General features: G+C 44.7%; 26 protein-coding genes. 21 read left to right on the forward strand and 5 right to left on the reverse strand.

Translation table 11 applies throughout. The features are described from left to right. Window positions 1-52 precede the first annotated feature (52 nt). Window positions 53-442 (forward strand): hypothetical protein, encoded by a 390-nt coding sequence (locus tag IEW69_RS08500; protein WP_188626415.1) that lies wholly within the window; start codon window positions 53-55, stop codon window positions 440-442. 5 nt (window positions 443-447) lie between these two features. On the opposite strand, the gene IEW69_RS08505 is transcribed toward IEW69_RS08500, so the two are convergent. Continuing rightward, window positions 448-1,335, reverse strand: a complete 888-nt coding sequence (locus tag IEW69_RS08505) for an alpha/beta fold hydrolase (protein ID WP_188626416.1) — start codon at window positions 1,333-1,335, stop codon at window positions 448-450. Between the two features lie 58 nt (window positions 1,336-1,393). Here IEW69_RS08505 and IEW69_RS08510 point away from each other — a divergent pair, with 58 nt between their 5' ends. Beyond that, window positions 1,394-2,836 carry a PAS domain-containing sensor histidine kinase gene (locus IEW69_RS08510; protein ID WP_188626417.1) on the forward strand — a complete coding sequence of 481 codons (1,443 nt, stop codon included), beginning with the start codon at window positions 1,394-1,396 and terminating at the stop codon, window positions 2,834-2,836. A 28-nt stretch (window positions 2,837-2,864) separates the two neighbouring features. On the opposite strand, the gene IEW69_RS08515 is transcribed toward IEW69_RS08510, so the two are convergent. Continuing rightward, window positions 2,865-4,037 carry an aldose epimerase family protein gene (locus IEW69_RS08515; RefSeq protein ID WP_188626418.1) on the reverse strand — a complete coding sequence of 391 codons (1,173 nt, stop codon included), beginning with the start codon at window positions 4,035-4,037 and terminating at the stop codon, window positions 2,865-2,867. A gap of 70 nt (window positions 4,038-4,107) precedes the next feature. Next, window positions 4,108-4,470, reverse strand: a complete 363-nt coding sequence (locus IEW69_RS08520; protein ID WP_188626419.1) for a hypothetical protein — start codon at window positions 4,468-4,470, stop codon at window positions 4,108-4,110. Window positions 4,471-4,888: 418 nt separating this feature from the next. Between IEW69_RS08520 and IEW69_RS08525 the strand changes: the two genes are divergently transcribed. Both IEW69_RS08525 and IEW69_RS08530 read left to right on the forward strand, forming a co-directional pair. Continuing rightward, window positions 4,889-6,382 (forward strand): PQQ-dependent sugar dehydrogenase, encoded by a 1,494-nt coding sequence (locus IEW69_RS08525; protein WP_188626420.1) that lies wholly within the window; start codon window positions 4,889-4,891, stop codon window positions 6,380-6,382. 106 nt (window positions 6,383-6,488) lie between these two features. Beyond that, on the forward strand, window positions 6,489-6,818 hold the full coding sequence (locus IEW69_RS08530; protein WP_188626421.1) for a helix-turn-helix domain-containing protein: 330 nt from the start codon (window positions 6,489-6,491) through the stop codon (window positions 6,816-6,818). 21 nt (window positions 6,819-6,839) lie between these two features. Here the strand turns inward: IEW69_RS08530 and IEW69_RS08535 are convergent, their stop codons facing one another. Both IEW69_RS08535 and metK read right to left on the reverse strand, forming a co-directional pair. Beyond that, entirely contained in the window at window positions 6,840-7,184 is a 345-nt protein-coding gene (locus IEW69_RS08535; protein WP_188626422.1) for a hypothetical protein, read from the reverse strand. 127 nt (window positions 7,185-7,311) lie between these two features. Next, window positions 7,312-8,562: a methionine adenosyltransferase gene (gene metK / locus IEW69_RS08540; protein WP_188626423.1), complete on the reverse strand. Its 1,251-nt coding sequence runs from the start codon at window positions 8,560-8,562 to the stop codon at window positions 7,312-7,314. 230 nt (window positions 8,563-8,792) lie between these two features. Here metK and IEW69_RS08545 point away from each other — a divergent pair, with 230 nt between their 5' ends. The 17 genes from IEW69_RS08545 to nuoF all read left to right on the forward strand — a co-directional run bounded on the left by IEW69_RS08545 (window position 8,793) and on the right by nuoF (window position 24,345). Continuing rightward, window positions 8,793-9,683 (forward strand): diacylglycerol/lipid kinase family protein, encoded by an 891-nt coding sequence (locus IEW69_RS08545; protein WP_188626424.1) that lies wholly within the window; start codon window positions 8,793-8,795, stop codon window positions 9,681-9,683. Next, window positions 9,673-10,023, forward strand: coding sequence for a translation initiation factor (locus IEW69_RS08550; RefSeq protein WP_188626425.1), 351 nt, complete (start codon window positions 9,673-9,675; stop codon window positions 10,021-10,023). Before IEW69_RS08545 ends, IEW69_RS08550 begins: the two co-directional genes overlap by 11 nt. A gap of 140 nt (window positions 10,024-10,163) precedes the next feature. Next, window positions 10,164-11,768, forward strand: coding sequence for a phosphoenolpyruvate carboxykinase (ATP) (gene pckA / locus IEW69_RS08555; protein ID WP_188626426.1), 1,605 nt, complete (start codon window positions 10,164-10,166; stop codon window positions 11,766-11,768). Window positions 11,769-12,037: 269 nt separating this feature from the next. Further along, a complete protein-coding gene (locus IEW69_RS08560; protein WP_188626427.1) occupies window positions 12,038-12,868 on the forward strand; it encodes a MotA/TolQ/ExbB proton channel family protein in 831 nt (276 codons plus the stop codon). 83 nt (window positions 12,869-12,951) lie between these two features. Further along, window positions 12,952-13,569 carry an ExbD/TolR family protein gene (locus tag IEW69_RS08565; RefSeq protein ID WP_188626428.1) on the forward strand — a complete coding sequence of 206 codons (618 nt, stop codon included), beginning with the start codon at window positions 12,952-12,954 and terminating at the stop codon, window positions 13,567-13,569. A 9-nt stretch (window positions 13,570-13,578) separates the two neighbouring features. Further along, window positions 13,579-14,130 (forward strand): ExbD/TolR family protein, encoded by a 552-nt coding sequence (locus IEW69_RS08570; protein ID WP_188626429.1) that lies wholly within the window; start codon window positions 13,579-13,581, stop codon window positions 14,128-14,130. A gap of 27 nt (window positions 14,131-14,157) precedes the next feature. Next, window positions 14,158-14,976 carry an energy transducer TonB gene (locus IEW69_RS08575; protein ID WP_188626430.1) on the forward strand — a complete coding sequence of 273 codons (819 nt, stop codon included), beginning with the start codon at window positions 14,158-14,160 and terminating at the stop codon, window positions 14,974-14,976. Between the two features lie 10 nt (window positions 14,977-14,986). Continuing rightward, window positions 14,987-15,208 (forward strand): hypothetical protein, encoded by a 222-nt coding sequence (locus IEW69_RS08580; RefSeq protein ID WP_188626431.1) that lies wholly within the window; start codon window positions 14,987-14,989, stop codon window positions 15,206-15,208. Between the two features lies 1 nt (window position 15,209). Continuing rightward, window positions 15,210-16,121 carry a PstS family phosphate ABC transporter substrate-binding protein gene (locus IEW69_RS08585; RefSeq protein ID WP_188626432.1) on the forward strand — a complete coding sequence of 304 codons (912 nt, stop codon included), beginning with the start codon at window positions 15,210-15,212 and terminating at the stop codon, window positions 16,119-16,121. Window positions 16,122-16,137: 16 nt separating this feature from the next. Beyond that, the gene (locus tag IEW69_RS08590) at window positions 16,138-17,841 is read left to right on the forward strand and encodes a tetratricopeptide repeat protein (protein WP_188626433.1); all 1,704 of its coding nucleotides are present in this window, start codon (window positions 16,138-16,140) and stop codon (window positions 17,839-17,841) included. 93 nt (window positions 17,842-17,934) lie between these two features. After that, window positions 17,935-19,671: a tetratricopeptide repeat protein gene (locus tag IEW69_RS08595; RefSeq protein WP_188626434.1), complete on the forward strand. Its 1,737-nt coding sequence runs from the start codon at window positions 17,935-17,937 to the stop codon at window positions 19,669-19,671. A 71-nt stretch (window positions 19,672-19,742) separates the two neighbouring features. Further along, the gene (locus IEW69_RS08600; RefSeq protein ID WP_188626435.1) at window positions 19,743-20,114 is read left to right on the forward strand and encodes an NADH-quinone oxidoreductase subunit A; all 372 of its coding nucleotides are present in this window, start codon (window positions 19,743-19,745) and stop codon (window positions 20,112-20,114) included. A 105-nt stretch (window positions 20,115-20,219) separates the two neighbouring features. After that, on the forward strand, window positions 20,220-20,762 hold the full coding sequence (locus IEW69_RS08605; RefSeq protein WP_188626436.1) for an NADH-quinone oxidoreductase subunit B: 543 nt from the start codon (window positions 20,220-20,222) through the stop codon (window positions 20,760-20,762). After that, window positions 20,762-21,265 carry an NADH-quinone oxidoreductase subunit C gene (locus IEW69_RS08610; protein WP_188626437.1) on the forward strand — a complete coding sequence of 168 codons (504 nt, stop codon included), beginning with the start codon at window positions 20,762-20,764 and terminating at the stop codon, window positions 21,263-21,265. Before IEW69_RS08605 ends, IEW69_RS08610 begins: the two co-directional genes overlap by 1 nt. 2 nt (window positions 21,266-21,267) lie before the next feature. Beyond that, the gene (locus IEW69_RS08615; protein ID WP_188626438.1) at window positions 21,268-22,482 is read left to right on the forward strand and encodes an NADH-quinone oxidoreductase subunit D; all 1,215 of its coding nucleotides are present in this window, start codon (window positions 21,268-21,270) and stop codon (window positions 22,480-22,482) included. Continuing rightward, complete coding sequence (locus IEW69_RS08620) at window positions 22,475-22,987, forward strand: NADH-quinone oxidoreductase subunit NuoE family protein (RefSeq protein ID WP_188626439.1); 513 nt, start codon at window positions 22,475-22,477, stop codon at window positions 22,985-22,987. Before IEW69_RS08615 ends, IEW69_RS08620 begins: the two co-directional genes overlap by 8 nt. Then, window positions 22,987-24,345: an NADH-quinone oxidoreductase subunit NuoF gene (gene nuoF / locus IEW69_RS08625; RefSeq protein WP_188626440.1), complete on the forward strand. Its 1,359-nt coding sequence runs from the start codon at window positions 22,987-22,989 to the stop codon at window positions 24,343-24,345. Before IEW69_RS08620 ends, nuoF begins: the two co-directional genes overlap by 1 nt. Window positions 24,346-24,369: the final 24 nt, after the last annotated feature.

Genomic DNA, 24,369 nt, shown 5'->3' on the forward strand with positions numbered 1-24,369 from the left:
TTGATGGCAAACTCGTATGTTTAAATATCAATCAATCATCAAATTAACGTTTATGAAACGCGCCATTCAAATCTTTTCTATTGTACTACTTTTCCTTTTTGCAGGTTGTGATAAGGATACCGTTGAACTTGATCAGGACACCATCCCTGGCAAGTGGAAGCTCCGTGAATCTTACATCTCAGACGGCAGTCCGGGTAAGTGGGAGCAGAGTAAGAAAGATCTTGTTGTAGAATTTAAAACAGATGGCCGTTTAGCAGGTAACGTATTTTCAAATTATGTAAGCTACGTCATCAAGGATACCAAAACCATCGTCTTTATGAAAGCCGACAAAACGGAGCAGAACTATGCTTATGAGCTGAAAGATGGTGTGCTTACCATGAGTCCTTCCGGACCGATCATGTGTGTGGAAGGTTGTGCCGACCGCTTCATCAAAATAAACTAAAGACACTAGCGCATAGCCTGCTCAGGCGGCAGCTCTTCTATAAAATCCATAATAGCGCGGTTCACTTCCGCGCTTTTTTCATGTTGCAGCCAATGTGTTGCATCCGGAAAGCTGATCAATCGCCCATCAATGCAGAACGCCATGCTTGCTTTTGCAAGCTGAAAATCAAGGAACTTATCCTTTTCACCCCAGATCAACAGTAAAGGATTGTTGATGAGCTTCGGGGTCTTCATGTTTTCACGGAATTCCTTGCTTAGTCGCATGGCGCGATACCAGTTGATCATGTAGCGAATCCGGCCTTTCCATGCTTGTTTATAACGTTCAAGATCCTGTACGCTGAAGGTGCCCGGCACTGCGGTTCCGGCCATACTGTTGCGCAGAAATTTAAAGTCGTTCCGGCTGCAGAGCCATTCCGGTAAACGAGGGATCTGAAAGAAATAGATGTACCAGCTTTTAAAAATCTGCAACATGGGTCGTTTAACGCGCAGTGCGCCTGGGTGGGGGGCATTCAGGATGACAATGCTTTTGAACAATGTATGGTGGTAGATGCCAAGCATCCAGGACACGATACCGCCCCAGTCGTGCCCCACCAGATGTACATCTTTCAGGTCCATGGTTCGTACCAGGCTGCAGATGTCTTCCATCAGGTGCTTACAGCGATAAGCCTTTATGCCTTGCGGGCTTACCGTTAAGTTATAGCCACGTTGATCCGGTACAATAACATGGTAGCCAAGTGCTGCAAAATAGCCGATCTGGTCCTTCCAGCCGTACCAGAAATCAGGGAAGCCATGTAAAAAGATGATCGGCTTTCCATCGCTGGGACCCGCCTCAATAACGTGCATGCGGATGCCTTTGACATTGTAGAAGTTTGCGGTGATATCTGTTGCTTTCATAGCTCATTAGAAACCAATGAAATATTTTTTTGTTATGGTATTCGCAAGAAAATATTTTATGAAGGATGAACAGCCCGCAACCGATTATAAAAACAAATTTGAGGAATGTTACGAAAGGTTTGAAGCAATTTTTGAGTACACTTCCGCCGCAAGCAAGATCATCAATTCAGATCTGAAAATTCTCCGCGTAAATCAGGCGCTGGTAGATCTGTTGGGCTACACAGCGGAAGAAATCATTGGTACGGAGATCATGGAATATGCCTGCAAAGATGTGAAGCACCACTGGAAAGAGCTGCAGCATGCGATGTGGCATGAAGGGAAGCGGCGTTTCAAGCTGGACGCATGCCTGATCCGCAAGGATCGTTCGCTGGCCTGGGTACACATCACGACGGTTTTGTTCCGGCAGGAGGAGGAGTACTATGGCTTCACAGTGCTGGATGATTTTACCATGGAGAAGAACCTGGAGGAGACCAAGCAGCGCCTGAGTATGGCACTGGAAAATTCACGTATGGCGGTATGGGAACTGGATCTTGCTGAGGGTGCCATTCTTCATAGTGCGGGTTTCAAGCAATTGTTCAACATCAAGGAAGATTCAAACACCTGGGATCAGGCGCAGCTGTTGAACCAGTTTTTCGAAGAAGATCAAGTCAAGCTTCAGCAAGCGCTGGCAAACATCAACTTTGATGCTGTCGTGGATTTTCAAGGCCGGATCCGCACCGTCGATGGCGTCGTGCGATGGGTATATTTACAGGCAAAGCCGGTGGATACGCAGCATCATGCGCCGCGGAAGTTGCTGGGTACCATCGCGGACATCACCAAAGAGAAATTAGCAGAGCGGGATAAAGATGATTTCATCAGCATCGCCAGTCATGAGTTACGTACACCAGTAACGGCCATGAAGGCCTCCTTGCAGGTGCTGGATACGATGAAGCAGGCACAAACACCGAAAGCGGCAAGCTTGATTACCCAGGCCAATAAGAGCATGCGGAAGATCACGGCTCTAATTGACGACCTGCTGAATGTAAACAACCTGAAAGAGGGACAGCTTCGCCTGCAGAAGACGCGGTTCCGCCTGGGAGGCGTTATTGATGAATGTTGTTTGCACGTAACCAGTGAAGGTCTGTTTAACATTAAAACCGGGGGAGATCTGGATGTTGAAGTAGAAGCAGATTCGGAGCGCGTTCAGCAGGTGATCATCAACCTGGTCAACAATGCCATGAAGTACGCCTATGCGAACAAAGAAATTGAGATTAATGTGTTACAAATGCCCGGAGAAGTTAAAGTTTCCGTCACGGACCATGGGCCAGGCATTGAAAAGGAGAAGATCCCTTATCTGTTTGATCGCTTTTACCGGGCGGACAGCAGTTCGGGCCAGTATTCTGGTTTAGGCCTGGGCTTATACATCGCTGCGGAGATCATTAAAAGACATCAGGGGGAAATCGGCGTAGAAAGCGAGTTGGGCCAGGGCACAACCTTCTGGTTCACCCTGCCAACCGTATAGCAAAGAAAATGGCCCTTTCGGGCCATTGCTATTTTTTAGTGCTGAATTTGTAAGTTGAAACCGTCTGGTAAGTCTCGCCGGGCTTCAGCGTGATTGACGGGAAAGATGGCTGGTTTGGCGCATCCGGGAAATGTTGGGTTTCCATGGCGAATGCGGTACGGTAATCGTCCTTATGACCGCCCTTCATTGTATTTAAACTCTTCATGAAGTTCCCGCTATAGAACTGTAGGCCAGGCTCTGCAGTAGAGATCTCCATTACAATACCAGACTTATCGCCGGCAACCGTAGCCACAACATCATCTGCGCCATGCGCACGAAGCACATAATTATGGTCGTAACCTGCACCAAACACCATTTGCTCATGTTTGTCTTCAATGCGTGCACCAATCGTTTCCGCTTTATTGAAATCAAGCGGTGTGCCCGCAACGTCTTCAATCTTACCAGTCGGGATTAAGGTTTTATCCACAGGTGTGTATTGATCTGCTTTGATCTGTACCGTATGGCCAAGGATACTGCCGCTGGCTTCGCCGTTCAAATTGAAGAAGGCGTGATTGGTCAGGTTTACCACGGTGTTCTTATCGGTTGTGGCATGGTAGCTGATCTTCAGCCCGTTATCGTCCTGCAGTTCATAAATAACCTTTACTGTCAGGTTTCCCGGGAAGCCCTCTTCCATGTCTTTAGACAGGTATTGCAGTTCCAGGGTTTGTCCATTCACTTGTTTAGCATCCCACACCACATCCTGGAAACCTTTCTTACCACCATGTAAAGCATTCGGGCCATCGTTGGTGAACACGGTATAGGCATTACCATCCAGGTTGAACTTGCCTTTTGCGATGCGGTTGGCCACACGGCCGATGGTTGCGCCGTAATAAGGTTCCTTGGATTCCTGAAAGCCGGTGATGTTATCAAAGCCTGCAACCACGTCAACAAGATTGCCATCCTTGTCCTGCACAAACAGGCTTACCAGTCGCCCACCGTAATTGGTAATCAGCGCTTTGGTGCCGGATTTATTCTCCAGGGTGAAAAGCTGTGCAGCTTTGCCATCTATTGTTTTCTCGAAATCTTTGGGGTTTAGGGTCACGGTGTTGGTTTTGGTTGTTGAATCTGCTTCTTTAGAATTGTTGCTGCTGTTGCATGCACTGGCACTTAGCATAATTGCACAGAGCAAAAGTAGGTTAAAGCGGTTTGTTTTTACGTTCATCTTGATGAAATATCAGGTTTGGGTGATCATATTTAGTTGATCACTAAGAACGTAAAAAAAACCAGTATCATCAACCACGTTTCGCACCAATTATGGAAAGTGTACCCACCACCAGGCCTGTGATGCCCATCATGATCAAGGTGTTTCTTGCGGGTTTATTGCTGGCGATTGGTTTTGTTACTGCTGCGGCTAAGGCCATGACGCCTGAAGCCAAGTCGATGATGGCGTGCGTTTTATAAGGAATACACCGGATGGCCCCCCATTTGGCATCGGTGAGTAAACTGGTGCCGAGCTCTGCTAAAGCAAAAGAACGGCAGACCATGGCGCTGGTACGATCCTGTTCGAAGCCCATCAACCTGGGTGCCAGTAAAACCATTGGGATGTAACTGTAGTCTGCAAAGACATGCATGTCTTTTGTAATACCCTGTATCATATCGTTTTGGTTTAGGTTTAATATATTGGTGAAGGAACAAAATCAATGCCTTTCAAAAGGCTTAGGGGCTTTAATGTGAAATGGGGTACTTTCTGCAAGGCGGGGGTATTTACCTGAATGCTACTGCAGTTGCAGGTACTCGCCACCAGAATAACAACGGAACGTAAACGTAGCATAGTGCGGGATGACCGGCAGCCCGCAAGGGGCATACAAGGGGTTCACCAGGCTAGGGCCCTGTTAACCCCCTGTATGCCCCCTGTTATCCCCCTGTCGGGACCCTGTTAAGGACTGCTCATTTCCCTGGTCGAATAGCTGCTGATGTTGACGCAAATGGGCACTTGTGCCGGCAATATTACAAAACCCCCAGACGGTTCTGCTTGTTCTTGAGCAGCATAAATATTTCTAACCCTAGCTCAACATGCGTAAACGACTCCTTAATAGCTTCCTTTTCACTTGCATTATTGTTATTACAACTGCTAACAGTGCCCTTTTTGGGCAGGCTTTGCAGACACCGGCAAAAGAAGATTTTAAGATCAGGGTGGTGGCCGATAAGCTCAGCGACCCCTGGTCAATTATTTACGGGCCGGACGATCAGCTCTGGGTTACAGAATCCAAGAATTACAAGGTCTGGCGCATAGATCCGCTGAGTGGACGTAAAACGCAGCTGCTGGACCTGGCTGGGGAGCGGGGTTTTCCGAGGTACGATCAGCTAGACGATAAGCAGGATGGTGGCAAACCCTGGCCGCAGGGCGGATTGATGGGCATGGCCTTACATCCGAATCTGCTTCGTGGTAAACCCTACGTGTATCTGACCTATGTTTACGACTTCAAAGGTGCAAAGGCGCAAGGCGACGGTGGGCTGCCTGCATATAAGGGCTATCATTTTACCGGGCGCCTGGTGCGGTACACGTACGATAAAGCCGCTGGTCACCTTGTGGAGCCAATCGTGCTTTGCGACAGCATACCCGCAAGCAGTGACCATAACGGCGGGCGACTGCTCATTGCACCAGTGAATGGAAAGCCATATCTGTATTACAGCATTGGGGACATGGGTGCGGGGCAGTTTGCGAATGGTGGTCGGCAGAATAAAGCACAGGATAGAAACAGCTATGAAGGGAAGATTCTACGTTTCAATACGGAAGCCGATGGTGACAAGGGTGCATTCGATAAATGGATTCCGAACGATAATCCATTCAATGCAGGTAAGCAGAATGCGGTGTGGTCTAAGGGGCACCGGAACCCGCAGGGTTTAACGTATGGAGTGGTGAACGGGAAAGGCATGCTTTACAGTGTGGAGCACGGGCCGTATGGCGATGATGAAATCAACTTGATTGAACGCGGTGGCAACTATGGACATCCACTGATCATTGGGTATAATGATGGTAACTATGATGGGATGGCCGCTTCGGTATCTGATCATGCAGAGATCCCAGGAAAATGGCATACCAGTTATCCGCTAATTGCTTCGGAAAAAAGCAGCGCCACTAAGATCGGTTCTGCTTACCGGGATCCGCTGAAGAGCATGTATGCCATTCCGCACGAGCGCCTGACAGCCTTGTTTTCGAAACTGGTGAAAGGTGAAGAACAGCACTGGGAGGCTTACGGACCTTCCAGTATTAAGTTGTACAGCAGCGACGGCATTCCGGGATGGAAAAACTCTTTACTGATTACGACACTGAAAGGGGCTGCTTTGCTGCGGTTTAAGTTGAATAGCGAAGGCAGGATTATCGGCGAAGAACCGCAGGTCTATGTTAAAGGGAAAGTAAGGTATCGTGATCTGGCGATTTCGCCGGATGGCAAGAAGATTTATTTATCTGCAGATAATGGCGCGGTAAGTTCAGGGCCATCTGAACAGCATACCGATGAGGTTTCGTATAAGGGATGTATACTGGAGTTGACGTATTCGCAATAGATGTACTGGAAAGCTTAATTAATTTTAAGTATTATTATCACCTGTATTTAGTCCTGAAATATATTTTGTAGTACCGGAATTCACCGGCATCTAAGTAATATATCTTATGGTAAAAATCCATGTACAACTAAAAGGTTTACGGTTAAAGTATGGCAAGACGCAGCAGCAGATTGCGGTTCTGCTGAATTGTTCTGTCCCAGCTTACAGCAAGCTTGAAACAGGGGCTACCGATGTTACGGGAACGCGTTTAACACAGTTGGCTGCAATTTACGGCATTCATCCTTCAGACATCCATAGGTTTGGAGAGCCAGTAGATGATTCCATGCAAAGGACTATCGCGGAGCTGATCAGACAGCACGAAGAAGACCAGCGTACCGTGGCCGAACTGCAAAGGAAATTGATCAGTTTTTATGAGGGGAGAAATGGCTTAAACTAAAAAGGGCCTTACGGCCCTCTTTTAAAATAATTCCTGCATGTCTCGGTCTGCAGTATTGATCTTCTTCAGGAACTCATCGAAGCCTTCCCCTTTTTGTTCACTGTACATGCCGTAAGCGTCTGAAATGAAAGAAATGTTTTCTTCATTATCCTTCAGAATGTAGATCACAGCGTTGTCACCTGGATCAGAGTGGCCTTCAAAGCGGTATGTTTTGATGATGGTCAAATCTTCCGGGTCATAAGTCTTGTCGATCTTATTACCTTTCATCTTTCCATCTTCAGTCATTGTAAGTTCGTTATCGTAACCTTTTTGCCTTAATTTCTCAAGGATCTGGCTTAAGGTGTTCATTTCTGCTGGTTGTTCCATCTTTAATATGTTTAGTATCAATAAAACAACAGGGCTTCTAAATGGTTTGCGGGAATTACCGCCACAAAAAAAGAGCTGCCGGAAAATCCAGCAGCTCTTTCTTGATAATTGACTGTTATGCTGTTGCTTACAAACCAAAAGCAGCTTTCACTTCTGTCACGTGGTCAAGCTTCTCCCAGGTAAACAGTTCTACCGTCACCACCTTCTCTTCACCGTTTGGTGTTCTGAAAGTTTTGGTTACCGTTTCTGGTGTTCTGCCCATGTGGCCATAAGCTGCCGTTTCGCTGTAGATCGGATTTCTCAATTTCAAACGCTGTTCGATGAAGTACGGACGCATGTCGAAAATGCCTTCAACAATGCGGGCAATCTCGCCATCCGTTTTGTTCACCTTGGCTGTACCATAAGTGTTGATGTAGATACCCATAGGTTTAGCAACACCGATCGCATAGCTCACTTGTACCAGGATCTCGTCGGCAACACCCGCTGCAACAAGGTTCTTAGCAATGTGACGGGTAGCATAGGCGGCACTGCGGTCTACTTTACTCGGATCTTTTCCGGAGAAAGCACCTCCACCATGTGCACCCTTTCCACCGTATGTGTCAACAATGATCTTACGACCAGTTAAGCCGGTATCGCCATGCGGACCACCAATTACGAATTTGCCGGTCGGGTTGATGTGGTATTGGATCTGATCATTGAATAAATGTGCGTGCTGCGGATTTTTGCTGATGATTCTTGGAATTAAGATGTTCACCAAATCTTCCTTGATTTTAGCAAGCATCGTCGCTTCTTCGTCAAACTCATCGTGTTGTGTTGAGATCACGATGGCATCAATGCGCACAGGCTTGTTGTTGTCGTCGTACTCCAGGGTTACTTGCGACTTCGCATCCGGGCGCAGGTAAGTGATCTCATTCATTTCGCGCCTTAAGATGGCCAGTTCCTGTAGCAATTTGTGCGACAGGTCCAGCGCTAGTGGCATATAGTTTTCAGTTTCGTTGGTTGCGTAACCGAACATCATGCCCTGGTCACCAGCACCCTGATCTTCCTTGTTGGAACGATCTACACCCTGGTTGATGTCTTGCGACTGCTCATGGATGGCGGAAAGAATGCCACATGAATTTGCCTCAAACATATATTCACTCTTGGTATAGCCAATTTTCCTGATCACGTCGCGTGCGATCTGTTGTACGTCTAAGTAAGTTCTTGATTTAACCTCACCGGCTAAGATCACCTGTCCTGTTGTTACCAGTGTTTCGCAGGCAACCTTTGAATCAGAATCGAATGCTAGAAAGTTATCAATTAGGGCATCTGATATTTGATCTGCTATTTTATCAGGATGACCTTCGGAAACAGATTCTGATGTAAATAAGTATGACATTCTAAGTAATTTATTAAGAATTAAAAATTAATTAAAATGGGTGATGATCCTGGTCAAACAGTCAGTAAAAGGAAGTGTATTGATGGTTAGCACTTTTTTTTACGTGGTTGCAATCCCGCCATCGTTAGATGGCATCACAAAATCAGTCCACTTTAAGCGCCCAAAAATAGGATATATATTCATATAGTCAAAAAATATCAATTATTTTGCAGCTTCTTAAAAATGTTACTTTGTCTAAAACAAACATCTTATTCATTATAAATCCGATATCCGGCGGACGTGATAAAACGAATATTCCAGGGTTAATTGACCAGCACCTAGATAAGGCGCGCTTCAATGCCAACTTCCGCTTTACTGAATATGCGGGCCATGCATCGGAGCTGGCGGCAGAGGCCGGTCAGAAGAACTTTGATGTAATTGTTGCGGTAGGTGGGGACGGAACCATCAATGAAGTGGGTACGGAAGTGCTGAAGCAGGATAAGATTTTGGGCATACTGCCTTTTGGATCCGGCAATGGGCTCTCCAGGTACCTGCAGATTCCAATGGATACGGTAAAGGCTATTAAAGTGATCAATGGATTACGCACGATGCGGATCGATACGGCCACATTTAACGGCAGGCCGTTCTTCAACATGTCGGGCATGGGCTTCGACGCCCACATTAGTGACTTGTTTGCAAGTGATAAGAAGCGCGGCCTTTCAGGCTATGTGAAGACTGGTTTGAAGGAGTTGCTCAACTATAAACCCGAGCTATATCAGATTGAAGTTGATGGCAAAAGCATCAGCAGAGCAGCTTTTGTGGTGAGTATTGCGAACAGTTCACAGTATGGCAACAATACGTACATCTCTCCGGAAGCATCAGTTACCGACGGGCTGTTGGATGTTTGTGTCATTAAATCTTTTCCTTTGCTGCGCTTACCAAAGCTGGCCATACAGATGCTGCGCGGAAAAACGCATCATAGTAAAGTGGTTGAAATCATTCGTGGGCGCCAGATCCGTATCTTACGCGATAAAGCTGCCGCCATTCATATTGACGGCGAACCTTACCAAATGGGCAAGGAAATTGAGATCGCCGTAGTACCTTTATCTTTAAATATTATTACACCAGCTTATGAAGCCTAAAAAGAAGTCGCTAGCGGATCTTGGTGGAATCATGTATTCTACAGATCCTGATTTTGAATATCCGGAGGAAGTTCAGGAGGCGCAGCATGTGCCGAATCAGCAACAAGATCTGCGGGTTACATTAGACCGTAAAAACAGGGGTGGCAAGGCGGTTACGCTCATTACTGGTTTTAGAGGTACGGATGAGGAGCTGCAGGCGCTGGGCAAAATGCTTAAAACGAAATGTGGTGTAGGTGGATCGGCCAAAGATGCTGAAATCATCATCCAGGGTGATTTTAGAGATAAGGTGCTGAGCCTCTTGCAAAGAGAAGGATTTAAGGCCAAAAGATCGGGAGGCTAAGTGTTTTTAAGCCTAGGTGTAACGTGCTGCTTATTAGAAAGATACGTATAGTGTAAGCAGCACAATAAGTAAAATAAATCGCTGCGTTTCGCCTTTATTTCCTTGTAAAGTATTTAGATTTGCAACATAAACCAAATATTATGTATGAAGTTTCGCTTGCAAAGCCTGATTTGAATTACCTTGGATTGGGTACAAGTTTCATGAAGTATCAATTGAGTGTTCCAGAACTGGTGGAAGAAGCGCTCCAAAACGGAGAAGGCACCCTTGCAGACAATGGGGCACTGGCTATTGATACCGGGAAGTTTACAGGGCGTTCGCCGAAGGACCGGTACATTGTTGCCGACGCGCTAACCAACGATTCGGTTTGGTGGGGCGATATAAACATTAAAATTACAACTGCGCAGTTTGACACCCTATATAATAAGGTTGTTGCTTACCTGAATGATAAACAATTCTACGTGCGCGATGCTTTCGCATGTGCTGACCCGGCATACGAGATCAGCATCCGTGTAGTTACGGAAACCGCTTATCAGAGTCTTTTCGCACATAATCTGTTTTTACGGAAGCAGGATACCGATCCGGCCGTACAACCGGATTGGACAATTTTAGCCGCACCAGGCATGGAAGCCGACCCGGCAACCGATGGCACCCGTCAGGGCAACTTTACCATCATCAACTTCAGTAAAAAGATCATATTAATAGGTGGAAGCGGATATACCGGAGAGATAAAGAAGGGTATATTCTCAGTATTGAATTTCCTGTTGCCGACGGAGAAAAAGACATTGTCTATGCACTGCTCGGCAAATGTTGGCGCTGATGGAGATACGGCCATTTTCTTTGGATTATCCGGAACCGGCAAAACAACGCTGTCGGCAGATGAAAAAAGAGGCTTGATCGGAGATGATGAACATGGATGGGGTGAAACGTCTGTGTTTAACTTTGAAGGTGGATGTTATGCGAAATGCGTGGACCTTACTGCTGAGAAAGAGCCGCAGATTTTCAATGCCATTTGCTTTGGTGCTTTGCTGGAAAACATCAATTACTTTCCGGGAACCAGAAGTGTGGATTATGAAGACGTAAGTAAAACGGAAAATACACGTGTTGCATACCCTATAGAATACATCAGCAATGCGGTACAGCCTTCGGTTGCACCCGTGCCTAAGAACATATTTTTCCTTACTGCAGACGCCTTGGGTGTTTTACCACCGATATCGAGGTTAAATCGCGGACAGGCGATGTTTCACTTCATTTCGGGTTACACCGCGAAGGTTGCAGGAACGGAAGCAGGGGTAACAGAGCCGCAGCTTACCTTCTCCGCGTGTTTCGGAAAAGCCTTTATGCCACTACATCCAACGAAGTATGCGGAGTTGCTTGGCGAAAAAATGGATAAACATCAGGTTAACGTATGGCTGATCAATACCGGCTGGAGCGGAGGCCCTTACGGCATTGGAAAGCGTATAAAGCTGGCACATACACGTGCAATGATTACGGCTGCGCTGAATGGTGAACTGGATGAAATGACTTATTATGCAGATCCGGTGTTTGGCCTGCAAATACCAGAAAGCTGTCCTGATGTACCTTCAGAAATCCTGGATCCTAGAAATACCTGGAGTGACGGCGCGGCGTATGATGCAAAAGCAAATGAACTTGCTGCAGCATTTTTGGGAAACTTCAGCGCATTCGAACCTAATGCAAATGCGGAAATGCGCGCTTCTATACCTAAAGTACGTGAAAAAGCCTTTTAAAGAAGGAATTTTAGGTTAAAATTTGCATTTGATTTTTTTTTTAGTTTTAATTGTGAAAGATTGTCTGGTAAGCGGCAATCTTTTTTTGATTTTACCAGAGTCTCTCAGCTAACGTAACGAAATGATAACTTTTGAAATTTAACTGTAATTTTAAATTGGAAATTTTAAATTTGTTATAGCAACAATTGCCTACATTAGCCGTTGAAGTGTATTACAGAAATTTATCAGAATTAAAACAAACTAAAAACTAAAAAACTAAAAACAAAAAAATGGCAAACGCACCAAAAACTACACCAGTTAAAAAAGAAAGCTCGTCTACAGCTTCTAACCTGTTCGCAACACTTGTTATCCCTATCTGTATCATTATCGGTATTCTACTTTTCAAGTTTGTACTTGGTAATCCATCAAACTTCGTAGATGGCAATCCAGACAATCACCCACTTCCAGGTAACTACGGTGGTATGGCTTACAAAGGTGGTTTCATCGTACCGATCCTAATGGGTATGCTTTTAATGGTAGTTGTATTTTCAGTAGAACGTTTCATCGTTATTGGTAAGGCAACAGGAAACGGAAACTTAGACACTTTCATTAAGAAAATCCAAGGATTCTTAGGTTCAAACAACATCGAAGCTGCAATGGCAGAATGTGACAGACAACAAGGATCTGTAGCAAACGTAATTAAATCTGGTTTGAAAAAATACCGTGAGATGGAAGTTGAAGCCAACATGGATACAGATCAAAAATGTCTTGCGATTCAGAAAGATATCGAAGAAGCTACAACTTTGGAAATGCCAATGTTAGAGCAAAACTTAACTGTAATTGCAACATTAGTATCAGTAGGTACCCTAACAGGTCTATTGGGAACAGTAACAGGTATGATCAAGGCCTTCGGTGGTTTGGCTACATCTGGAGCACCAGATCAAGCGGCACTAGCGAATGGTATCTCTGAGGCATTGATCAACACAGCAACTGGTATCTCGACTTCAACTGTTGCGATTATCATGTACAACATCTTGACTTCTAAAATTGACAAATTAACTTATGCAATTGATGAAGCTGGTTTCAGCATCATCCAGACTTATGCTTCTACGCATAAATAAGAAATAATGAATTTTTTTTACCGGCTTTATGGAAAACCGGGAGAATAAACATCATTAATAAAAACATAAGTAATATTTAGATTATGCCAAGAGCAAAGGTTCAAAGAAAGAGTACTTCGATAGATATGACCGCCATGTGCGACGTGTCTTTCTTACTACTGACTTTCTTTATTTTAACAGCTACAGCACGTCAACCGGATCCTCTTAAGATTACAATACCATCATCGACCTATAAAATTCCGGTTCCTGATGTTGATATTGCGAAATTATCGATTGGACATGGCAAGGTGTTTTATGAAGTAGCTGGACAAGACGTGAAGATGGCCACTTTGGATAAAATGGCAGCCCAGTACAAACTTGAATTTACCCCAACTGAACGTAAGCGTTTTGGTGTAATCCAATCGTTTGGTGTACCGATTCAAAGCTTGAAGCAGTACATCAACCTACCGGATGAAGCTGCACGTGAGAAGTCAGGATTGGCGACCGGTATTCCTGCAGATTCAACAAACAACCAATTGGCGGACTGGATACTAAATTCACGTCAGGCAGTTGCGGAGTTGCACTCTGAAGCAATGCGGATTAGTATTCGTGGAGATGCTGAGGAAGAATATCCCACAGTTAAGAAAATCGTGGACATCCTTCAAAAACAGAAAATTAATAAGTTTAGTTTAATTACATCGGCCGAAGGCGGTGCTCAATAACAAAAAGCAATGGCAGAATTAGATACCTCCAGCGGGGGTGGCAAAAAAGGCGGCAAAGTTAGAACCAAGAAAGCCAACACGAAAGTAGATTTAACCGCGATGGTGGATCTAGCGTTCTTGTTGATCACTTTCTTCATGCTAACCACGTCACTTTCAAAGCCTATTGCAATGGACATTGCAAAACCCGATAAAAACGAAAAAGACGATACCAACAGGTTAGAGTTGCGTGCTTCTCAAACTATGACCATCCTACTCGGTAAAAACAACAAGGTAGCCTGGTATATGGGTGAGGCAAAAACAGCAACACCAACCATTGAAGGGTTTACTGAAGTAAGACAGTCCATCCTTGCAAACAAAAAGAAAGTTGCTGATTTATACGGTAACGACCCTAAGAAAACCTTAGTTGTTGTTATTAAGCCGACTTCAGGAGCAACCTATAAGAACTTTGTGGATATTATGGATGAGTTGAATATTGCTCAGATCACCGCAGCTCCGGCTATTGATGATGAAAACATCCTTGATGCAGAGATTGCTGTAATGAAGCAAAATGGTATACTCTAACATTTATAACAACTAAAACCAAGCACAATGTCTAAAATAGATTTGTTCAGAAAAGAATGGCTTGATGTTGTCTTTGAAAACAAGAATAAGTCCTACGGCGCCTACAGGCTCCGTCAGAACAATGCTTCAACTACAACAAAAGCAACGCTGATGGCATCAGCAGCATTCATTTTGCTGTTCTTAACCCCAAATATCATCAGCTTGATAAAAGGGCAGATGCCAGAAGAAGTAGTGGAACAAGCGGTAGAGGTAGCAATTCAGCCACCACCACCAGTGGATCCAAAAACACCACCACCGCCACCAGTGGAGCCACCACCACCAAAGCAGGATCAGGTGAAGTTCCCACCTCCGATTGTAAAACCGGATGTTGAGGTACGTGACCAGGAGCCACCTCAGATCGAAGATTTGAAAAAGGCTGACCCAGGTCAAAAAACCATTGCCGGAGATCCGGATGCAGACATCGTGATCACTGCACCAGTAGGTGAAGGTCCGAAACAAGCAGCAGTGGTAGAAGATAACCAGGTGTACGATTTCGTAAGTATCGAAACACCACCAAGTTTCCCTGGAGGGCTTAACAAATTTTATGCTTATGTACAAAAAAGCGTAAAATATCCTCCAATGGCAGCTGAGAATAATATTCAGGGTAAAGTGTTCCTTTCTTTCGTAGTAGAGAAAAACGGTGAACTTACGGATATTCAATTGGCAGGTAAAAAACTTGGAGGTGGTACAGATGAAGAGGCAATGCGCGTTTTAAAGGCTAGCCCGAAATGGACCCCAGGTATTCAGAATGGAAAGCCAGTACGTGTTAAGTACAACATTCCAATCAGTTTCACCTTATCTCAATAAGAGTTAAAATATGTTTAACTACAATAATTTTAAGCAGAAATCGCCCCAACAGCGATTTCTGTTTATTTTCGGCCTAATCATACTGCTGTTTTACTTTGCATTAGGCGTACTATTAATCTTCTGGAAGGACATTCCATTCGACATTCAACCGACCTACAGGATTCTATTCGGCATCCTTTTGATCGTGTATGCAATCATCCGGTTTTTCAGACTTAATCAATCAGATAGATAATATGAAGTATCTTGGTTTAATATGCATTTTACTTTGGTTCAGTGGTTGCAAGCAAAAAGCGAAAGATGGCGAGGCGGCTAAGCAGGAGACCAGAACCAGCGGTTCCGTAAAGATCCTGGTAGATGACACCTATTCGAACATCGTTGATGAGCAGCTCGTTGTGTTTAATTCGGATTATCCGGATGCGAAAGTGGAGTTGATTAAAGGCCAGGAGCAACGTATTTTGCCTACCTTTTTGAATGACAGTGTAAGGGTAATCGTGATGTCACGGGTGTTAACACCTAAAGAAGAGGAATTCTATACCAAGCGCGGTATTGTTGCCTACACGCAGCGTTTTGCAATTGACGGTGTAGCACTAATTGCCAACAGTAGCAATCCGGATAGCACGGTAACTGCTGATGAAATGATCGCCATATTGGAGGGAAGTTACACAGGTAATAAGAAGCTTGTTTTTGATAACCCGTATTCGAGTACTGTAGCTTATTTTAAAGATCTTGCGAAAATAAAAACGCTTCCTAGTAAGGGTGTGTATACTTTACAGAGCAATGCTGACGTTATAAAATACGTTGCCGAAAATAAGGACTACATCGGCGTTATCGGACTTAACTGGTATTTACAAGCTGGTAAGACGGGTGAAAGTGATTATGCGAAGGTTAAACTAATGGGGGTGAAGAACGTCAAAGGTGGAAAGGGCGATGATGCATTTTACAAACCTACCCAAGACAACCTCATTAGTGGGATATATCCATTTCTTAGGAATATATACATCATTAACTGCGAAGGTAAAGATGGTGTCGGTACGGGATTTGCAAACTGGTTAGCAAGTCCGAGAGGACAACTTATAATCTTGAAATCAGGTCTGGGACCACACAAGCTGATTTCAAGGGATTTTAACTTAAAGAATTCAAACTAAATAATATATTTGAAATATGAAGATGACAAAAAAAGCAATAACCTTAAGTCTAGGTTTAGCAGTAATGGGTTCTGCCTCTTTTGCTCAAAGCCTGGAAGATGCCAAGAAAGCTTTGGATGCTGAACAGTATCAAAAAGCGACTTCAATGCTAAAAGGCCTTGTAAAATCTCAAGCCAGCAAAGGAGACAATTATTATACTTTAGGTGAAGCATATTTGAAAACGGAATATGTTGACTCTGCGAGAGCTGTGTTTACACAGGGTGTTACTGCAGATCCTAAAAATCCATTAAACTATATCGGACTTGGTGAAGCAGACTTGATGGCAAACAATGCAGCATCTGCAAAAACCAATTTCAGTAAAGCACTGGACGTATCTAAAAAGAACGATTATATCCCTCAACTATACATTGGTAAAGCTTACATAGAAGTTGAAAAACCAGACTTTAATGCGGCGCTACCATTTTTGCAAAAGGCAGATGAGCTGGATAAGAATGATAAAGACGCGGAAACCTTTTTAGCACTTGGTGATTTCTATGCTTACCAGAGAAAGAACTCTGAGGCATTGCAAAACTACATGAGAGCGTTGAATATTAACCCGAACATTTTAAGGGCTAAAGTTCAGATTGGAAAGATGTACAAAGAGTCTCGTGCATTTCCAGAGGCTGAAACAGCATTGAAAGAAGTAATCGCGCAAGATCCTAACTACGGTCCTGCTTACAGAGAGCTTTCAGAGCTATACAACCAATGGTCATTCGGTGATCCAAACGGTCAGGCTAAATCTGCGGCAGCGATTGAGAATTATCAAAAGTATCTTGATTTAACTGATAAATCTTTTGATTCACGTATCAGATACGCACAGATCTTGTTTTACGCTAAAGATTATGCAAAGCTTGAAGCTGAAACAAGTGCGTTAGCTGCAATGGCTGAAAATAGCCCTAAGGCGTTAATCGTATCCCGTTTGAGAGGTTACTCTGCTTACGAGAACAAAAACTATCCGCAGGCATTACAATACATGAATGAGTTTTTTACGAAAGTTAAAGACACCAGCCGTATTGTAGCAGATGATTACTTGTACTTAGGTCAAGCTCAAATGCAGCAGAAACAAGATAGTCTTGCTTTGATTAACATTACCAAGGCAGTTGAGATGGATTCTACAAAAGCAGAAGCTTTGGCTAACATGGCTAAATCTTTCTACGAAGCGAAGAACTATCCTAAAGCAGTTGCTACCTATGATGTGGTAAACAGATTAAACCCAAGTGGTGTAGGTTCTCTTTACAACTACTACTACCATGGTTTAGCTGCATACTTTAGCTATGCTGCAGATTATACTGCGAAGAAAAATCCTTCAAAAGACCTGTTGGTTAAGGCAGATTCATCATTTGCTAAATTGGTAAGATTATCTCCAACAACTTATGATGGCTACTTATGGCGTGCAAGGGTTAACTATTTCAAAGATAGTGAAACCAATCCTCAGGGAATTTACGTGCCATACTATCAGCAATATTTAGATTCTGCTGAAGCACATGTAGATAAACAAACACCTGCAACTAAGAAAAACATGGTTGAAGCTTATAATTCAATCGCAGGATTTGCTTCTACAACTGACAAAGAGAAAGCAAGAACCTACTGGAATAAAGCAGTAGCACTTGACCCACAAAATGCAACAGCATTGGCAGGTATTAAATCTTTATCAGGACCTGCTAAAACAGGAAAGAAATAAGGTTAAATAATTCAATATAAGAAAGAGAGTGCTGTAATGGCATTCTCTTTTTTGTTTACAGCCCTTTGTTAAGTATATACAATGGCTTATTTAATGAGGCATTTACAAGGCGCATTCGGATACACTATGATTATCATCAAATACATGTCAATCTTTGGATTGCTTACGCTCAGTTTGGGTGTCGCTGCGCAGGGGCTGGACAATGCTCAACAGGCCATTAGCGCTGAACAGTACCAATCTGCGAAAGCGATATTAAAAGCTAAGATTCGGCTTCAGCCTAAAGCAGGGGAGAACTATTATCACCTGGGTAAAGTGTATATCTTAACCGGGCATCCAGATTCGGCGAAAACCGTTTTTACTCAAGGTATACGCTTTGATGCTAAGCAGCCCTTGAACTACGTAGGGATCGGGAAGCTTAATCTGCAGACGGAAAATACCCTGGCAGCAAAGGTCAATTTTGATAAGGCTGTTAGTTTAAGCGGGCGTCGTAAGTACGAGGCCCAGCTGACTATCGGAAATGCTTACCTCCAAGCGACTAAACCAGACTTTAGTGCAGCTTTACCCTTTTTACAGCAGGCAGATGCATTGGATAAGTCCGACAAGGATGCCAGAATCTTCCTGGCGCTGGGCGACTACCATGGCTTACAGGGCCAGACTGCAAAAGCACTGGAGCAGTATCGTAAGGCAGCACAAATAGACAGCACCCTGATGCAGGTTGGACTTCACGTTGCTGAGATGCACCTGAAGGCTGGGCAGTACGTGGAAGCGGAGGCCGCATTACAGGACTTGTTGAAGAAGGACGCCAACTACGCGCCCGCTTATCGCCTGCATTCGGAAATGTACCAGCAACAATATCTATCTGGTAACAAGCAGACGGATATCGCTTCAGGTGCTATAGCAAGCTACAGACGCTATCTGGAGCTGACCGGCGCTGATCCGGCGCTTAAGTTGAACTTTGCGCAGCTGCTATATACTTTGGGCGACTTCAGCACCATAGAAACTGAACTTGCTTCCTTAACGACCGTGGACCCAGCGAGTACTAATGGATTGATGATTACCCGACTTAGGGGATATGCCGCATATGAAAACGGGAACTATCCTGCTGCCTTGCAGCACATGAACAGCTTATTGGAGCGCACGGCCGATAAAACGAAAATCACTGCGGATGATTATACCTACCTGAGTTTAATTCAGCAGAAGCTAAAACTAACGGATGTAGCCTTGGAAAGTTCAACGAAGGCAATTAAACTGGATTCTTCAAAGACATCAGCAATCGAGGCCATCGGGAAGGATTATTACAATGCACGTAACTGGGCGCAGGCAATTAGTACCTATGAACTTTTAAGGAGCCTTGGCGGTAAACCGGCGGATATCGGCGAAGTCGGCATGTATCATGGAACGGCGTTGTTCTTCAGGTACGTGGAAGCTTTTAACAAACAAGAGAATCCGCCGGGCAATTGGCTATTGCAGGCGAATGCAAGTTTCAACCAGGTTTTACAGGCGGTTCCGTCGCGGTTTGAAGCTTACCTGTGGAGCGGCAGAGCCTTGAGCTTGCTTGAAGATCGCCTATTCCCTAAGGGGGCAATGGTGAAACCCTATCAAGCGTATATTGAGGGCGTAGAGCGCAGCGGCCAGGCACAGTCTGCCGCGACAAAACGGAACCTCGTAGAGGCCGGCAATGCGATTGCAACGTTTGCAGTCTCAAAAGGCGATAGAGATATGGCACGGACATACTGGGGCAAAGTGTTGCAGTTGGAGCCGCAAGATGTTACTGCGGTATCGGGCATGAAAGCCTTAAATGGAGGATCGCGTTCGAGTAGAAACAGATAAATATTTCATAAATAAGATGGTAGCCTTGTTATGCTGCCATTTTCTTTTATTTTTGTCATTCAAGCATAAATATGGAAACTCAAAGTGTACCCGTAGATTTTCTCCCGATTATATTCCAGGTTATCGTAGCCCTTGGTTTTGTTGTTGTAACATTAATCGCGACACACTACTTAGGTCCGAGCCGTAAAACTGCAGACAAGTTATCTACTTTCGAGGCAGGGATTAAAGTTGTTGGAAATGCGCGACAGCCTTTCTCTATTAAATATTTTCTGGTGGCGATTTTATTCGTGCTTTTCGATGTGGAAGTGATCTTTATGTACCCTTGGGCAGTAAACTTCAGGGAGCTTGGAATGGACGGAATGATTGAGATGTTCATCTTCATGGGAACCCTGTTGTTGGGCTTTATATACGTGATTAAGAAGAAAGCATTAGACTGGAATTAAGCTATTTAGATTCTTTCTAAATCAAACCAGCACTATGTAAATTGCTCTATTATTGTAGATTTGTAGTTCATTCTTCGTCAGAATGAACTTTTTTTTTGTTAGATCATGAGTGAAATCAATATCGTTAACGCCCCTCCGGGCATAGAGGGATCTGGCTTCTTTGCCACATCCTTTGATAAAGTCATTGGATTGGCTCGTTCACATTCTTTGTGGCCCTTGCCATTTGCAACATCATGCTGTGGTATTGAGTTTATGGCTACAATGGGCTCACACTATGATTTCGGACGTTTTGGATCCGAGCGCCTGAGCTTTTCACCCCGCCAGGCAGACTTGCTGATGGTGATGGGTACGATTGCGAAGAAAATGAGCCCTGTGCTGAAGCAAGTTTATCTGCAGATGGCAGAACCCCGTTGGGTAATGGCGGTAGGTGCCTGTGCTTCGAGTGGTGGTATCTTTGATACATACTCGGTACTGCAGGGCATTGACGAGATCATTCCCGTAGATGTTTATGTTCCGGGTTGTCCTCCGCGCCCTGAAGCTATCCTAGATGGTTTTGGAAAGATACAGGAGCTGGTACGTAATGAGTCTGGCAGAAGGCGGGATTCACCTGAATATAAAGAAATGTTAGCCTCATACGGAATTTTATAATGACAGAAGAGACCAACCATAATTTAATACAACTGTTAAGCGCCGAATTTGGTGACCGGGTTTCTAATGTAGATGAGCCCTATGGCTTGTTGACGATTGAGACCACTAAAGATGATATCATTGCGTTGTTGACCTTTCTGAAGGGAGATCCGAGAACGAACTTCCATTTTTTAACGGACATCACAGCGGTACACTATCCTGAGCGGGCGAATGGCCTGGCAGTGATTTATCACCTGCACAACATGGTGGAAAAGGTGCGTATCAGGATTAAAGTATTCCTGAACACACAGGCACCAAACATTCCGACTGCTTCAAATTTGTGGAACGGTGCGAACTGGATGGAGCGTGAGACGTATGACCTGTTCGGGGTGCTGTTTGATGGTCACCCGGACTTACGCAGAATTTTGAATATGGATGAACTGGGTGTGCATCCAATGTTAAAACAATACCCGCTTGAAGATCCGAACAGGGTGGACAAGAAAGATGAATATTTTGGCAGATAATTATGGTACATAACCAACCCGTATTTACAGATAATGATCCGCAAAGTGAATTGGTAACCCTGAACCTGGGCCCAACGCACCCTGCGACACATGGTGTGTTTCAAAACATACTTCAGCTTGATGGTGAACGTATCGTTAGTGGTGTATCTACCATCGGTTATATTCACCGTGCCTTTGAGAAAATCGCGGAACACCGCCCTTTTTACCAGATTACGCCATTAACAGACCGCCTGAACTATTGTTCTTCACCGATCAATAACATGGGCTGGCACATGACCGTAGAAAAGCTGCTTAACATTAAAATGCCTAAGCGTGTAGATTATCTGCGTGTGATTGTAATGGAGTTGGCGCGGATTTCAGATCATATCATCTGCAACACAATTATTGCGCAGGATACCGGTGCGACAACGACTTTCCTTTATCTATTTCAGTTCAGGGAGCATATCTATGAGATTTATGAGGAGATCTGCGGTGCGCGACTAACGACTAACATCGGAAGGATCGGCGGCTTTGAACGTGATTTCAATGAAATCGCTTTCGCCAAGATCAACAAGTTCTTAAAGGATTTTCCGGTCGCTTTGCGGGAATTTGAAAGTTTGCTTAACCGGAACAGGATCTTCATCGACCGTACAGCTGGCGTGGCTGCTGTTACACCTGAACAGGCATTGGATTTTAGCTGGACAGGCCCATTATTGCGTGCAACTGGTGTAGACTATGATGTGCGTGTTAGTGAGCCTTATTCTTCATACCAGGATTTTGACTTTGAAATTCCGGTTGGCACCAGTGGTGACATTTATGACCGCTTTCTCGTGAGAAACGAGGAGATGTGGCAAAGTGTACGACTGATTGAACAGGCTATGGAGAAGTTGAAAAACGAACCAGCAGGCATTTTCCATGCCGATGTGCCTGATTTTTATCTGCCACCGAAGGAAGAAGTGTACAACAATATGGAAGCCTTGATCTACCACTTCAAGATCGTTATGGGTGAAATTGATGCGCCAAAAGCAGAAGTTTACCATGCGGTAGAAGGTGGAAATGGCGAGCTTGGTTTCTACCTGATCAATGATGGCGGCCGGACACCATACCGGCTGCATTTCAGAAGACCAAGTTTTATAAATTATCAAATGTATGCACCCATGAGTAAAGGTATGCTGTTGTCGGATGCCATCATCAACATGAGTAGTATGAATATTATTGCTGGAGAATTAGATGCTTAAAGTAGAAGAACAACAACCAGAAGTATTTCCTGAAACTTTGATTGAGAAGTTTAATGAAATTATAAGCAGATACCCTGAAGGCAAGCAGAAGTCGGCGCTATTGCCGATGTTACATGAGGTACAAGCTGTTTTTGGCTGGTTAAGCGTACCTTCAATGGATAAAGTTGCAGGTTACCTCGGCATAATGCCGATTGAGGTTTATGAAGTTGCTTCTTTTTACACGATGTACTTCCTGAAACCACAAGGAAAATATATGCTTGAAGTTTGCAGAACAGGCCCTTGCTGCCTGGTGGGTGCAGAGAAGGTGATGGCGCATATTGAACAGACACTTGGGGTGAAAGAAGGTGAAGTGACACCCGACGGACTTTTCAGCTGGCGGGGTGTAGAATGCCTTGCCGCTTGTGGCTTTGGACCGGTTTTACAAATCGGACCGGAATACACCTTTTATGAGAACCTGAACGAGGAAAAGGTAGATCAGTTAATCCAAGACTTACGAAATAAATAATGGGTCGTAAACTATTATTAGAACATATAAACGTACCTGGCATCAATACATTTGATGTCTATCGCCAGAACGGCGGTTACCGCGCGGTAGAAAAGGCTTTGAAAATGACGCCCGACGAAGTCGTGGAAGAAGTTAAGAAGTCGGGTCTACGTGGCAGAGGTGGTGCGGGTTTCCCTACCGGGATGAAGTGGAGCTTTTTGGCCAAGCCGGAAGGTGTACCACGCTACCTGGTTTGCAATGCAGATGAATCGGAGCCTGGTACCTTTAAGGACCGTTTCCTGATGACACACATTCCACATGCGCTCATTGAAGGCATGATTGTTTCCAGCTTCGCGCTGGGTGCGAAGACATCCTACATCTACGTTCGTGGTGAAATGATGCCGCAGGTGCGCATTTTAGAACGCGCCATCGCGGAAGCTAAAAATGCCGGCTACCTTGGAAAAAACATCCTGGGCACTGGGTATGATCTGGAACTTTACGTTCAGCCCGGTGGTGGCGCATACATTTGCGGTGAAGAAACTGCACTGCTGGAATCACTTGAAGGCAAGCGTGGCAATCCAAGGATCAAGCCGCCATTTCCGGCAATTGCTGGTCTTTATGGCTGCCCAACGGTGGTTAATAACGTTGAATCTATTGCCGCAACAGTGCCAATCATCAATGATGGTGGCGATGAATACGCGAAAATCGGTATCGGCAGGAGCACAGGCACCAAGCTGATCTCCGCATCCGGTAACCTGGTTCGTCCGGGTGTTTATGAAATTGAACTCGGACTTCCTGTTGAAGAATTTATTTATTCTGATGAATACTGTGGCGGTATTGCCAATGGTAAGCGCTTGAAAGCGACTGTGGCCGGAGGATCTTCCGTACCAGTGCTTCCTGCAAACTTAACGTTGAAGCTTGCCAATGGAGAACCAAGGCTGATGAGCTATGAAGGCTTGTCGGAAGGTGGTTTTATCACCGGAACCATGATGGGTTCTGGCGGTTTCATCGCCTTTGATGAAGACCAGTGCATGGTTCGCAACACCTGGAACTTCGCCCGTTTCTATTCACATGAAAGCTGTGGACAATGTTCGCCTTGCCGTGAAGGTACTGGCTGGATGGAGAAAATCCTGCGCAAGATTGAGTTTGGCGAGGGTAGAATGAGCGATATCGACCTGTTGGTAGATGTAGCACGCAAGATTGAAGGAAATACCATTTGTCCGCTTGGAGATGCAGCAGCATGGCCGGTTGCCAGTGCAATCAGACACTTCAGGGATGAATTTGAATGGCATGTAAAAGAGCCTGTAAAGTGCCTTGAAACCAATTACGGTTTGGCCAACTATGCGGTGCCTATTGCAAAAACAGAAGTTACTACATAATTTAACCCAGTACCATCATCAATT

Origin of the sequence: Pedobacter quisquiliarum, from assembly GCF_014642175.1 — a bacterium.
GTDB classification, from domain to species: Bacteria; Bacteroidota; Bacteroidia; order Sphingobacteriales; family Sphingobacteriaceae; genus Pedobacter; species Pedobacter quisquiliarum.

Bases quoted from the DNA above. Each gene is read 5' to 3' on its own strand.
- IEW69_RS08500 (WP_188626415.1), top strand. From the start codon at position 53: ATGAAACGCGCCATTCAAATCTTTTCTATTGTACTACTTTTCCTTTTT.
- IEW69_RS08505 (WP_188626416.1), bottom strand. From the start codon at position 1,335: ATGAAAGCAACAGATATCACCGCAAACTTCTACAATGTCAAAGGCATC.
- IEW69_RS08510 (WP_188626417.1), top strand. From the start codon at position 1,394: ATGAAGGATGAACAGCCCGCAACCGATTATAAAAACAAATTTGAGGAA.
- IEW69_RS08515 (WP_188626418.1), bottom strand. From the start codon at position 4,037: ATGAACGTAAAAACAAACCGCTTTAACCTACTTTTGCTCTGTGCAATT.
- IEW69_RS08520 (WP_188626419.1), bottom strand. From the start codon at position 4,470: ATGATACAGGGTATTACAAAAGACATGCATGTCTTTGCAGACTACAGT.
- IEW69_RS08525 (WP_188626420.1), top strand. From the start codon at position 4,889: ATGCGTAAACGACTCCTTAATAGCTTCCTTTTCACTTGCATTATTGTT.
- IEW69_RS08530 (WP_188626421.1), top strand. From the start codon at position 6,489: ATGGTAAAAATCCATGTACAACTAAAAGGTTTACGGTTAAAGTATGGC.
- IEW69_RS08535 (WP_188626422.1), bottom strand. From the start codon at position 7,184: ATGGAACAACCAGCAGAAATGAACACCTTAAGCCAGATCCTTGAGAAA.
- metK (WP_188626423.1), bottom strand. From the start codon at position 8,562: ATGTCATACTTATTTACATCAGAATCTGTTTCCGAAGGTCATCCTGAT.
- IEW69_RS08550 (WP_188626425.1), top strand. From the start codon at position 9,673: ATGAAGCCTAAAAAGAAGTCGCTAGCGGATCTTGGTGGAATCATGTAT.
- pckA (WP_188626426.1), top strand. From the start codon at position 10,164: ATGTATGAAGTTTCGCTTGCAAAGCCTGATTTGAATTACCTTGGATTG.
- IEW69_RS08560 (WP_188626427.1), top strand. From the start codon at position 12,038: ATGGCAAACGCACCAAAAACTACACCAGTTAAAAAAGAAAGCTCGTCT.
- IEW69_RS08565 (WP_188626428.1), top strand. From the start codon at position 12,952: ATGCCAAGAGCAAAGGTTCAAAGAAAGAGTACTTCGATAGATATGACC.
- IEW69_RS08570 (WP_188626429.1), top strand. From the start codon at position 13,579: ATGGCAGAATTAGATACCTCCAGCGGGGGTGGCAAAAAAGGCGGCAAA.
- IEW69_RS08575 (WP_188626430.1), top strand. From the start codon at position 14,158: ATGTCTAAAATAGATTTGTTCAGAAAAGAATGGCTTGATGTTGTCTTT.
- IEW69_RS08580 (WP_188626431.1), top strand. From the start codon at position 14,987: ATGTTTAACTACAATAATTTTAAGCAGAAATCGCCCCAACAGCGATTT.
- IEW69_RS08585 (WP_188626432.1), top strand. From the start codon at position 15,210: ATGAAGTATCTTGGTTTAATATGCATTTTACTTTGGTTCAGTGGTTGC.
- IEW69_RS08590 (WP_188626433.1), top strand. From the start codon at position 16,138: ATGAAGATGACAAAAAAAGCAATAACCTTAAGTCTAGGTTTAGCAGTA.
- IEW69_RS08595 (WP_188626434.1), top strand. From the start codon at position 17,935: ATGAGGCATTTACAAGGCGCATTCGGATACACTATGATTATCATCAAA.
- IEW69_RS08600 (WP_188626435.1), top strand. From the start codon at position 19,743: ATGGAAACTCAAAGTGTACCCGTAGATTTTCTCCCGATTATATTCCAG.
- IEW69_RS08605 (WP_188626436.1), top strand. From the start codon at position 20,220: ATGAGTGAAATCAATATCGTTAACGCCCCTCCGGGCATAGAGGGATCT.
- IEW69_RS08610 (WP_188626437.1), top strand. From the start codon at position 20,762: ATGACAGAAGAGACCAACCATAATTTAATACAACTGTTAAGCGCCGAA.
- IEW69_RS08615 (WP_188626438.1), top strand. From the start codon at position 21,268: ATGGTACATAACCAACCCGTATTTACAGATAATGATCCGCAAAGTGAA.
- IEW69_RS08620 (WP_188626439.1), top strand. From the start codon at position 22,475: ATGCTTAAAGTAGAAGAACAACAACCAGAAGTATTTCCTGAAACTTTG.
- nuoF (WP_188626440.1), top strand. From the start codon at position 22,987: ATGGGTCGTAAACTATTATTAGAACATATAAACGTACCTGGCATCAAT.